General features: G+C 74.4%; 7 protein-coding genes and 1 tRNA gene. 3 read left to right on the forward strand and 5 right to left on the reverse strand.

Features of this window, described 5'->3' with window-relative positions; translation table 11 throughout:
- Positions 1-549: 549 nt before the first annotated feature.
- Both ACH01S_RS40800 and ACH01S_RS40805 read left to right on the forward strand, forming a co-directional pair.
- A complete protein-coding gene (locus ACH01S_RS40800) occupies positions 550-1539 on the forward strand; it encodes an ATP-binding cassette domain-containing protein (protein ID WP_067905543.1) in 990 nt (329 codons plus the stop codon).
- Positions 1536-2357 carry an ABC transporter permease gene (locus ACH01S_RS40805; protein WP_067905545.1) on the forward strand — a complete coding sequence of 274 codons (822 nt, stop codon included), beginning with the start codon at positions 1536-1538 and terminating at the stop codon, positions 2355-2357. The genes ACH01S_RS40800 and ACH01S_RS40805 overlap by 4 nt, the downstream gene beginning before the upstream one ends.
- A gap of 86 nt (positions 2358-2443) precedes the next feature.
- Here the strand turns inward: ACH01S_RS40805 and ACH01S_RS40810 are convergent, their stop codons facing one another.
- Positions 2444-5701: an AfsR/SARP family transcriptional regulator gene (locus tag ACH01S_RS40810; RefSeq protein WP_067905547.1), complete on the reverse strand. Its 3258-nt coding sequence runs from the start codon at positions 5699-5701 to the stop codon at positions 2444-2446.
- Between the two features lie 148 nt (positions 5702-5849).
- Here ACH01S_RS40810 and ACH01S_RS40815 point away from each other — a divergent pair, with 148 nt between their 5' ends.
- Complete coding sequence (locus ACH01S_RS40815; protein ID WP_067905549.1) at positions 5850-6950, forward strand: baeRF2 domain-containing protein; 1101 nt, start codon at positions 5850-5852, stop codon at positions 6948-6950.
- Positions 6951-6972: 22 nt separating this feature from the next.
- Here ACH01S_RS40815 and ACH01S_RS40820 read toward each other — a convergent pair whose 3' ends face one another.
- The 4 genes from ACH01S_RS40820 to ACH01S_RS40835 all read right to left on the reverse strand — a co-directional run bounded on the left by ACH01S_RS40820 (position 6973) and on the right by ACH01S_RS40835 (position 11454).
- The gene (locus ACH01S_RS40820) at positions 6973-10329 is read right to left on the reverse strand and encodes a serine hydrolase (protein WP_067905551.1); all 3357 of its coding nucleotides are present in this window, start codon (positions 10327-10329) and stop codon (positions 6973-6975) included.
- Positions 10330-10481: 152 nt separating this feature from the next.
- Positions 10482-10554, reverse strand: a tRNA-Ala gene (locus ACH01S_RS40825).
- Positions 10555-10638: 84 nt separating this feature from the next.
- Complete coding sequence (locus ACH01S_RS40830; protein ID WP_067905552.1) at positions 10639-11109, reverse strand: hypothetical protein; 471 nt, start codon at positions 11107-11109, stop codon at positions 10639-10641.
- A 114-nt stretch (positions 11110-11223) separates the two neighbouring features.
- Complete coding sequence (locus ACH01S_RS40835; RefSeq protein WP_067905554.1) at positions 11224-11454, reverse strand: hypothetical protein; 231 nt, start codon at positions 11452-11454, stop codon at positions 11224-11226.
- Positions 11455-11631: the final 177 nt, after the last annotated feature.

Below are 11631 nucleotides of genomic sequence, written 5' to 3' on the forward strand. Positions count from 1 at the left end.
CGCCGACCGCCCGCTCCCGCAGGCCCCGGCTCCGGGGCAACCCTTCTAACTTACCTGACCCGTCCCCGTTGTCAAGAAGATCCAAGAAGATCTTTTAGACGGACGAGGGACCTGCCAGAACCCCCACACCACGACACCACCACAAGCCGAAGAAGACCCGTGAAGATCGTTTCGTAGGGAGTGCCCTACGGGCCGGCCACCTCGCGGCGTCCTGCATCCCGTCCGGGCTTGCCATTCAAGAGTAACCCGGCCCGGAGCAAGCTGCGAACCGTTTTTCCTCTGTCGGCTTCCCCCGGGGCCGTCCGCCTTCCGGCGTCCCGCATCCCCTTGGGGCAGGAAGAACATTAGGCAGCCCCGGACGGCCCGTCAAATCGAGGTCGCCCAACTCTCGTCCAAGCAAGGAAAAGTCCTGGTCATGGCGCGTTCACGGGATCGGCGTCAGGCGCGCGTCAGCGTCGCGTCAGCGGACGGCGGCCGGTGTCCGCGCCGTGTCAGCGGCCTCGCCGAAGGTGGTGGACGACACAGCGAAGTCCTACGAGAGGCGGACAGATGGACGATGTGATTCGCGCCGAGGGGCTGCGCAAACGGTTCGGGGAGACCAAGGCCCTGGACGGCGTGGACGTCTCGGCGCGCCGGGGGACGGTCCTCGGGGTGCTGGGGCCGAACGGGGCGGGCAAGACGACGGCCGTCCGCGTGCTCGCGACCCTGCTCAAGCCGGACGCCGGACGGGCCGAGGTCTGCGGCTACGACGTCGTCAAGGACGCCGTCCGGGTGCGCGCGATGATCGGTCTGACCGGCCAGTACGCGTCGGTGGACGAGGAGCTGACCGGCACCGAGAACCTCGTGATGATCGCCCGGCTGCTGGACTTCCCCCGCCGGGAGGCGAAGGCCAGGGCGCGCCAGCTGCTGGACAGGTTCCGGCTCGCCGACGCGGGGTCCCGGGCGGTAAAGACGTACTCGGGCGGGATGCGGCGGCGCCTCGACCTGGCGGCCAGCCTGATCAACCATCCCGAGGTCATCTTCCTGGACGAGCCCACGACGGGGCTGGACCCGCGGGCCCGCAACGAGGTCTGGGACACGGTCCGCGGCGTCGTCGCCGAGGGCGCGACCGTCCTGCTGACCACGCAGTACCTGGAGGAGGCCGACGCGCTCGCCGACCGGATCGCGGTGTTCGACCACGGACGGGTGATCGCGGAGGGCACGTCCGACGACCTGAAGGGCCGGATCGGCCGGCAGACGCTGGTGGTGCGCGCGTCCGAGCCGTTCCGGACGGCGCAGCTCACCGCGATCGTCGCGGAGCTGACCGGGGAGCGGCCGGAGGTGCAGCGGCCGACCGGCCTCGTCAGCGCCCCGGTGCACGATGCCGGTGTGCTGTCGGCGCTGGTCAGGCGGCTGGACGAGGCGTCCATCACGGCGGCGGAGCTGGCCCTGCGGATGCCGAGCCTGGACGAGGTGTTCCTCACGCTCACCGGCCACCTCGCCGACGAAGAAGCAGAAGCCGAAGAGTCCGATCTCGTCACCGAGGGGAGCGTGGCATGACCGCCATCGCCGTCGACACGCGCCGGTCCGCGACCGAGCCGCCCGCGCGCATCAGCCCGCAGCGGACGCTGCGCCACGGCCTGACGCTGGCGTGGCGCAACATCTCCCAGTTGAAGCACTCCCCGGAGAAACTGCTCGACACGACGCTGATGCCGATCGTGTTCCTGCTGCTTTTCCTGTACGTGTTCGGTGGGGCGGTCGCGGGCGACACCCATTCGTATTTGCAGAAACTGCTGCCGGGACTGGTCGCGCAAATGGCGATGTTCGCGACGATGGGTCTCGGGACGGCGCTGAACGAGGACATCCACAAGGGCGTGTTCGACCGGTTCCGGAGCCTGCCGATCGCCCGTTCCGCGCCGCTGATCGGTTCGGTGCTCGGCGACACGGCCCGGTTCGTCACCGTGATGACCGTCCTCGTGGGGTTCGGGTCGCTCCTCGGGTTCCGGTTCCACACCGACCCGCTGTCGGTGCTGGGCGCGTTCGCCCTCGCCTACGTGTTCTACCTGGCGGTCTGCTGGATCTCCGTCCTGGTGGGCCTGGTCGCGCCGACGCCGGACACCGTCCAGGGGCTTGCGTTCATCTGGGTGATGCCGCTGACGTTCGGGAGCAGCATCCTGGTGCCGAACACGTCCACGATGCCGGGCTGGCTTGAGGCGTGGACGAAGGTCAACCCGGTCACGCACCTGGCGGAGTCGATGCGGGCGCTGATGGTCGGCGGCCCGGTCGGGAACCACGTCTGGTACACGCTCGCGTGGGCGGCCGGGATCGTCGTGGTCACGTTCCCGCTGGCCATGTGGATGTACTCGCGGAGGGCCTGACGTCCGCTCCACGAGAAGGCGGGGCAGGGCCCGGACGGGGGCGCCTCGCCTTCTCGCGTCCCCCGGGTCCGCCGCGCGGCGGACGGTCAGACGGGTTCGGGCGCGGCGGACCGGACGATGTCGACGCCGGCGGCGAACACGTCGTCCCGGGCGACCCGGCGTCCGCGATCGTAGGCGGCGGCGAAGGCGTCCGGCCCGAGGACGGACGCGACGTACGCGCGCGTCCGCTCCGCGTCGTAGGACGCCACGTCGCGGTAGCCGTGCAGGGTGTGGGCGGTGCCGAGCAGCTCGGCGGCCCGGACGCAGGCGCCGCGCGCGGCGGCGAACGCCGCGAGGCCCTCGACCATGGCGGCGAGGGCGGGGTTGCCCATCAGCGCGTCGTTCTGGAGGTCGGTGAAGGCCCGCGTGTGCCAGTCGAGGGCGGCGTCGAGGTCGCCGTCCTCCTCGGCGAGGGAGCCGAGGCGGCTCAGGGTGCGGCGGACGGCCTGCGCGAAGTCGGGACGGTGCCCGCGCGGCTCCGTCCAGCGGCGGGCGCGGGCGGCGTGCGCGCGGGCGGCGGCGCGGTCGCCGCCCTTCAGGTCCATCTCGCAGAGCGACAGGGACGCCCCGGCGGCGTCGGCCAGCTCGCCGATCCGCTCCATCTGCGCCATGGCCCGCTCCAGGTCGTCGCGGGCCTGCGCGGCGTCGCCCTGCTCGGCCCGCGCCCGGCCGAGCTGGGCGAGGATCGACGCGCCCTGCTCGGGGCTGACGCCCATGGTCGCGTAGCCGTAGGCCTCCTCGCCGAACGCGACGGCCTCGGCGAGCTCGCCGCGCGCCATGGCGACCTGCATCATCCCGCTCAGGCCGAGGATCATCCCGAAGCGGTCGCCGAGGTCGCGGAACCGTGCGTAGCCGTCGGCGGCCTCCGCGGCGGCCTCGTCGATGTGCCCGGTGTTGATGGCCATGTGCCCGAGCAGCGTGTGGGAGACGGCGCGGACCCACGGGTCGGCGTGGTCCTCGATCCGCCGCAGCCGCCGCCTGATCTCGTCGAGGTCACCGCTGAGCAGCGCGGACGCCGACTCCATCAGGGCGAGGACGGGATGTATCGGCCGCTCGGGCACGGTGTCGGCGACGGTGTCGAAGACGGCTTGGAGCGACTCCCGCGTCGGGCCGACGTCCTTGGTCATCTCCTTGATGACCTTGGCCGAGATGACGCAGAGGGCGTGCTGCTCCTCCAGTCCGGGCGGCGGGTCGTCGCCGACCATGTCGCGGACGGCGACCGCCCAGTGCCCGGCCTCGACCTCCATGTCGCGCAGCACCCAGAACCAGACGAGCGCGGCGACGAGGCGGAGCCCGGTCTCCCGGTCGCCGGTGTCGATGACGTGCCGGAACGCGACGGTGACGTTGCCGCGCTCGGCGGCCAGCCGGTCGGTCCAGCGGAGCTGGTCGCGGCGGCGCAGCTCCGGCTCGGCGCGCTCGGCGAGGGCGACGAGGTGGGCGGCGTGCGCGGAGCGGACGCGCGGCGCCTCCCCGGCCTCCTCCAGCCGCTCCCCCGCGTACACGCGGACGGTCTCCAGCAGCCGGTAGCGGACCTCGGCGTCGCCGTCCGCCATCACGAGCGACTTCTCCACCAGGGCGGCGATCACGTCGATGACGTCCCGCGGCGCGGGCGCGTCGGGGGCGGGCAGGCCGCACACGTCGACGGCGGCGTCCGGGGTCGCGCCGCCCGCGAACACCGACAGCCGGCGCAGGACGGTGCGCTCGACGTCGTCGAGGAGGTCCCAGCTCCAGTCGACGACGGCGCGCAGCGTGCGGTGCCGGGGCAGCGCGGTGCGGCTGCCGCCGGTGAGCAGCCGGAACCGGTCGCCGAGCCGGGCGGCGACCTGGCCGGGGGTGAGGGAGCGCAGCCGGGCGGCGGCGAGCTCGATGGCGAGCGGGATGCCGTCCAGCGCGCGGCAGATCTCGACGACGTCGGCGACGGTCTCGGCGTCCACGGCGAAGCCGGGCCGGACGGCCGCCGCGCGGTCGCCGAACAGCCGGACGGACGCGAACCCGAGCGCCTCGGCGGGGTCGGCGACGTCCGCGTCCGGCAGCGGCAGGGACGGCACCGGGCACAGCGACTCGCCGGTGATGCCGAGCGGTTCCCGGCTGGTGGCGAGGATCCGCACGCCGGGCGCCTGGGCGAGGACGTGGTCGACGAGCCGGGCCGTCGCGTCGAGGACGTGCTCGCAGTTGTCGAGGACGACGACCATCCGCTTGGCGGCGAGGAAGTCGGTGAGCCGTTCCAGGGGCCTCGGCACGACCCGCGTCTCGACGGGGCGGACGGTCTCCGGCACGGCGAGCGCGACGAGCACGGCCTGCACGACGTCGGCCGGGTCGCTGACGGGCGCCAGCGGGACGAACCACACGCCGTCCGGCATCTCCTCGACGAGCGCGGCGGCGCTCTCCCCGGCGAGCCGCGTCTTGCCCGCGCCGCCGGGCCCGGTGAGGGTGACGAGCCGCGTCTCGCGGAGCAGCTTGCCGACGCGGCGGGACTCCTCCTCGCGTCCGACAAAGCTGGTGAGCTGGGCGGGGAGGTTCGTGCGGGCGGGGCGCGGGTCGTCGCGGGGCGGCTCGTCCGGCGGCGCCGCGGGCGGTTCGGCGGCGTCGCGGCGCAGGATCGACAGGTGCACGGCCGACAGCTCGGGCGAGGGGTCGACGCCGAGCCGGTCGGCGAGGGCGCGGCGGGTCTCCTCGAACACCTCCAGGGCGTCGGCCTGCCGTCCGGCCGCGTAGAGGGCGCGCATGAGCTGGCCGCGCAGGCGCTCGCGGAGCGGGTTCGCGGCGGCGAGCGGTTCGAGGTCGGCGACCGGCGGGACGGGCAGCCCGGCGGCGATCTCGGCGTCCACCCGGTCCTCGACGGCGGCGAGCCGCAGCTCCCGCAGCCGGGCGATCGGCGCGGCGGCGAACGCGGCGTCGGCGGCGTCGGCGAGGGCGGGGCCGCGCCACAGCCGGAGCGCGGCGCGCAGCAGCTGGGCGCGCCGCGCGGGGTCGGCCTCGGAGCGGGCGGCGACGACGGCGCGCTCGAAGGCGACGGCGTCGACCTCCGCCGGGTCGATGCCGAGCCGGTAGCCCGCCGGGCCGTACTCGACGAGGTCGCGTCCGGCGACGCCGCGCAGCCGGGAGACGAGCGCCTGGAGCGCGTTGCCGCCGCCGCTCGGCGGCGCGCCGTCCCAGAGGTCGTCGAGCAGGCGGTCGACCGACACCGGCCGCCCCGCCTCCGCCGCCAGCCGGACCAGCAGGGCACGCAGCCGCGGGCCGCTGACCTCGACGGGCCGGGCGGCCGCGTCCCGCACGTCGAGCGGGCCCAGGATGCCGATGCGCACGAATCCCCTCTCCGGGTGTCATTGTCGCCGATGCGCCGGATCCGCGGGTGGACGCGGGCGGCGCGCCGCCGGTAACCGGGGCGGCGAGGAACGCCCCAGAAGCCCCAATCTTTACGTTTGCACCAGAAAAAGCGGGTACGGCCATTCTATGGATCTGTCATTCCTCAAGACGCTGTACGAGCGTCCGGGGCCCTTCGCGTCGGTCTACGCCGACCTCACCCGGACGACGGAGGACGCGTCCAAGGCCGCCGAGCTGCGGTGGCGGGCGCTGCGCGCGGATCTGGAGGACCGCCACGCCCCCGCGGCCACGCTGCGCGCGATCGAGCAGACCATCGACGAGGAGATGCTGGCGCGCCGCTCGGAGGGCCTGGTGATCTTCGCCGCGGACGGCGAGGTGGTGCACAGCGCCCGCCTGCCCGGCCCGCCCGCCGCCTCCCGCGCGACGCTGGCGCCGCTCCCGGACGTCCTGCCCTACCTGGCCGAACGGGGCGAGCGGTTCCCGCACCTGCTCGCCGTGGTGGACCGCCGCGGCGGCGAGATCGACTGCGTCGGCCCGGACGGGCGCCGCCGCCGCGTCGAGGTCCGGGGCGACGAGGAGTACCCCATCCGCAAGACGAAGGCGGGCGACTGGAACCAGTCCCGGTTCCAGCGCTCGTCGGAGAACGTCTGGAAGGCCAACGCCAAGAAGGTGGCGCAGGAGATCGACCGCGCCGCCGACCGCTGCCGCGCCGAGGCCGTCCTCATCGCCGGGGACGTGCGGGCGCGGACGGCCGTCCTGGAGGAGGTGTCGGAGAGCGTCCTCGAGCACACCGTGGAGACCGACAAGAACACGACCGTCGACGACCCCGCCCTCGACGCCGAGCTGCGCCGCCTGCTGCGGCTCAAGACGACCGAGCGGATCATGGCCGTCGCCGAGCGCTTCGACCGCGAGCTGGCCAACGGGCAGCGCGCCGTCGCGGGCCTGCCCGCGACGACGGAGGCCGTCCGGCAGGGCCGCGTGGAGACGCTCCTGCTCGACGGCGACCCGGACGCGGCGGACCGGCTCTGGATCGGCCCCGACCCGAGCCAGGTCGCGACGTCCTGCGAGGAGCTGCGCGACGAGTTCGGCGTGCCCGCGCCCGAACCGGTCCGGGCGGACGCCGCGCTGGTCAGGGCCGCGGCCGCGACCGACGGCGAGCTGGTCGTGCTGCCGCCGGACGGGCCGGGCCCCGGCCTGCACGTGGGCGCCGTCCTGCGCTACACCGCCTGACGGCCCCCGGTAGTCCGCACGGTCAGTCGCACTTCGGGGTGGCGCGCACCCCGAAGTGCAGATAGCGCTCGCCGGTCGGCAGCGCGTAGAAGGCGACGGGCTGCCAGGTCCGCTCGGCGGGCTCGCGGACGGCGAACAGGTTCCCGCCCGCGTCGACCGGATGCAGGTCGTACTCGGTGACCGGCTCCGCGACGATCTCGGCGAGCGGGCCGGTCGCCGTCATGCGCAGGACGGCCCGCCCGGCCCGCTCGAACACCTCCAGGTCGGCGCCCGTCCGGCGGTACCGGCCGGTGTGGCGGCGGACGTCCACCGGCGGGGGCGGCGCGGCGGGCTCCACCGGGCGCGGCATCGCGACCCCGGCCAGCTCGGCGAAGATCTCGCGGAACAGGTCCTCGTACAGGTCGACGTTCTGGCCGCCGTTCGTCAGCAGCACGACCGCGAGGCCCTCGTCCGGGAGGACGCGCAGGTACGCCGACTGGCCGATCGTGTTGCCGTCGTGGCCGACGAGGCGGCGGCCGTCCCAGCCCATCCGCGCCCAGCCGAGCCCCCACGAGTCGCCGGGGCCGTACCGGTCGGGCAGGACGGCGTGCTCGGCGGCCATCTCGGCGACGCTCCGCTCGCTCAGCAGGCGCGTGCCGTCCGGGGCGAGGCCGCCGGTGAGGTGCAGGCGGGCGAACCCCAGCGCGTCCGCGGCGGACGCGGTGATCAGCCCCGCCGGGCCGAGCGAGCGGGGCAGCGCCCACGTCCCGGCGCGCACCGGTTCGGCGTCGCCGTCCACGACGTGCCCGACGGCGGCGCGGTGCAGCAGCGCCTCCTCCGGCAGCGTCACGGTGTGCTCCAGGCCGAGCGGCTCGATGATCCGCTCGCGCAGCGCCCGGTCCCAGGTGCGGCCGGTGAGCTTCTCCACCACCCGCCCGGCGAGGGTGAACCCGGCGTTGCAGTACGACCAGGTGGCGCCGAGCGGATGGTTGCGCGCCACCTCGGCCAGCTCCGCCGTGTACTTCTCGACGCAGTCGTCGCCGCGCCCGGTGTCGGTGAACACGTCGCCGTCGATGCCGCTCGTGTGGGTGAGCAGGTGCCGCATCGTGACGCGCTTCGTCCCGTCCGGGTCGCTGAGCCGCAGCTCGGGCAGGACGTCGACGACCGGTGCGTCCAGGTCGAGGAGGCCCTCGTCGACGAGCTGCATGACGAGCGTCGCCGTCCACACCTTCGTCATCGACCCGATCTGGAACAGCGAGTCGGGCGTCGCGGCCACGCCGGTCGCGGTGTTGAGGACGCCGTGCGCCGCCTCCACCAGCTCGTCCTCGCATCCGGGGACGACCCGCAGGATGCCGAGGACCGCGCCGGGCACGCGGTGCCGGTCGGCCAGCTCCCCCAGTCTGCGCTGCCAGTGCGCGGCGTCGATCGGGGCGCGGCCCGTGCCGCCCGCGTAGCGCTCGACCCAGTCCACGATGCGCCGGTTGAAGTCGGCGCGGTGCGAGGGCGGGCCGTCCAGGAAGAAGAAGTGCGAGGCGTCCGGATAGTAGACGAGCCGGGACGGGACGCCCCGCGCCCGCAGCGCGCCGATCCACTGCTCGGCCTGCCCGTCCGGGCAGCGCAGGTCGGCGGTGCCGTGCAGCAGCAGCGTCGGCGCCGTGACGTCCTCGACCCGGCTGTAGGGGGACATCTCCGCGTACCGGTCGCGGCCGGACCAGGGCTGCCCGCCGAGCTCGTACTCGGCGAGGTGGTTGCCGCAGTCGGACGTCCCGGCGAGGCTCACCAGGTCCGCCACGACGCCGCCCGCGACCGCGGCGGCGAACCGGCCGGTCCTGCTCGTCAGGTAGCAGGTCATGTAGCCGCCGTAGCTGTAGCCGGAGACGGCGAGCCGGGACGGGTCGGCAACGCCCTCCGCGACGAGGACGTCCAGCGGTTCGAGGAAGTCCGCGGCGTCGGCGACGCCCCAGCCGCCGAGCGCGGCGGTGAGGAACGCCTCGCCGTAGCCGTCGCTGCCCCGCGGGTTCAGCAGCAGGACCGTCCAGCCCCGCGCGACGAGCTCCTGGTGGTACAGGTGGGCGTGGTCGGCGGCGGCGTTCCACGCGTTGTGCGGGCCGCCGTGGATGTCGAGGAGCAGTGGACCGGGCGCGTCCGCGTCCGGGTCGCGCATCACCCAGCCCTGCACGACGGCGCCGTCCGAGATGGGGAACATCCGCTCCTCGCGCCGGTAGATCTCAGCATCGGCGAACGGCGCGCCGTGCGCGGTGCGGACGGTGTCGACCCCCGTCGCGAGGTCCACGGTGACGATCTCGCCGAACGACTCCTCGGTGGCCAGGACGATCGCCGCCGTCCCGTTCCGCGCGTCCACGCCGGAGACGACCCAGCCGGGGCCGCCGACCACCCGGCGCGGCGTGCCGCCGCCCGCCGTGGACGTCACGTACAGGTGGGTGCACCCCTGGTCGCGGGCGCAGAAGAGGACCTTCTCCCCGTCCTCGACGAGGCGCGGCACGGACCCCGGGTATCCCGGCGCGCCCGGCATGACGTTGCGGTCGAGCATGCCGGACAGGTCGGTCGCCGGTCCGCCGTCGAGCGGCACGCGCAGCAGGCGGTTGTGGCCGAGCACCGTGCCGTACGTGCCGACGACCAGCAGCGCGTCGCCGCCGGACGTCCAGACCACCGGGCCCGCGCTCCCCTCGGCCGGGCCGATCCGCCGGGGGGCGGCCTTCCGGTCGGACACGTCCAGCACGTACGCGGCGCTGTGCCCGGTCAGGTCCGTGTCGGGCAGGGTGGCGCCGAAGGCGAGGCGCGTCCCGTCCGGCGACCAGGCGGGGTCCCCGGCCTGCCAGTCGCCCGACGTCACCCGCCTGACCTGCCGCGACCCCAGTTCAAGGACGAAGACCTGCGCCCGGACCCGCCCGATGAGACCGGCGCCGTCCGCCCGGTGGTCGATCCGGTCGGTGACGATCGGCGCGGCACGCCTGCGGGCCCGCGCCGCGTCGTCCTCGCCCGGGGACGCGTCAAGGTCGAAGGGAGCGGTGAACGCGAGCGCGGTGCCGTCGGGTTTCCAACAAGGCGGCCCGGCGCCGAGCGGCAGATCGGTGACCCGCTCGGGTTCGCCGCCGTCCGCGGGGAGGAGCCACACCTGCGGGGGGCCGTCCTCGCCGCGCAGGAACGCCACCTGGGAGCCGTCCGGTGACCAGGCGGGCGACACGTCGGCGGCGCCGCGGGTGAGCCGCCGGGGCCGGCCCCCGGCGGTGTCCACGGTCCACAGGCGGCGGACGCAGCGGTCCGCGGCGGTGTCGTCCGTGCGCAGCACGTATACGAGTCGCGTGCCGTCCGGGGACAGCACGGGCTGCTCGGGCAGCGCCAGGTCGGTCAGGTCGTCGATGCGCAGGCGTCGGGTCACCGGAGCCCCTCTGGTCGGGTCGGGCTTTCTCTGATGCCAACGATTCGGTCAGGGAGCGGGTTCGGGTGACGGCACCGACGTGAATGGGCGAAACATGACAAAGGAGTGGCGGCCGCCGCTTTCGCGCCGAACTCACCACTCCCGACTCCGGGTGGAGCTATGGGGATTCGAACCCCAGACCTCCTCCATGCCATGGAGGCGCGCTACCAACTGCGCCATAGCCCCTCGGTCGGGAAAAGCTTAGTGCACGTCGGGAGCGCTCAGGACGCGGGCCGCGGCGGGACGTCCCGCCGCGGCCCGCGGTCCGCGTCAGCCCTTCTTCGCGGTGTAGGTGTACCAGTGGTCGTTGACCGTGGGCACGTGCACCGTGACGCTTCTCGGCCACTCGACCGGGACCCCGAGGATCGTGTCCTCCCGGACGGTCCGGCCGTTGGCCGCGGGGTGCTCGCTGGTGACCTGCCCGGCGGCGTCGTCCCGCGCGGGCGGCGCGTCCTTCTCCGCCCGCGACGTGCAGATGACGCGGCCGAGGTCGGGACGCTCCGGAAGCAGCTTGAGGGACGTGAGCGCCTGCAGCGCCTTCGCGCAGTCGCTCGTGCTCTGGGTCTGCGGCCCGGCGCTCCCCGCGCTCGGCCCGGCGGCACTCGGCCCGGCCGCGCTCGGCGCGGCGGCGTCCGGCGCGGGCGGCGGCGCGGCCAGCGCGGCCGCGGGCACGGCCGGGACGGCGACGGCGGCCGCGGCCAGCACGGGCAGCAGCGTCCGTCCGGTGATCCGGCTTCTCATGGGTCAGTCCTCATCTCGATCACGCATCGCCACCCGGTGGCGTTCCCGCATGATCGACTCGATGAAGCGCGCCCGGACGAAAGCCAGCCGCCGCCATGGCGAACCTTTTGCCGGTCAGACCCAGCCGAGCCGCTCGCGCACCTCGTCGGGCGCGTAGCCGCGCTGCCCGCCGTCCCCGATCCACACGATGCCGTCGGCCTCGGCCACCGGCCCGACCGCGTGTTCCTGCGGAAGCCGCGGCTGGATCGCGAGCCGAACCCGCGTCCCCGGCTCGTACTTGCGCAACTCGTCGATGAGGTCGGCCACCGTGACCTCCCGCGTCGCCCCCCTGCGATGTCTTCCCATACCAGGCATGAAACCACCCCCCGCGCCCCTTGCGCCCGTCCCCGCCGACGAACACCCCCGGGACCGAACCCCAACCAGCACAGACCCGGCAACCAACACCACCAAGGCCCGACCCAAACAAGCCACCCGGGACCTGCACGGCCTCAACAACACAAGCCACAAGGGGGGCGTGGGGGG

The organism is Actinomadura chibensis NBRC 106107, from assembly GCF_001552135.1.
Lineage (GTDB): Bacteria > Actinomycetota > Actinomycetes > Streptosporangiales > Streptosporangiaceae > Spirillospora > Spirillospora chibensis.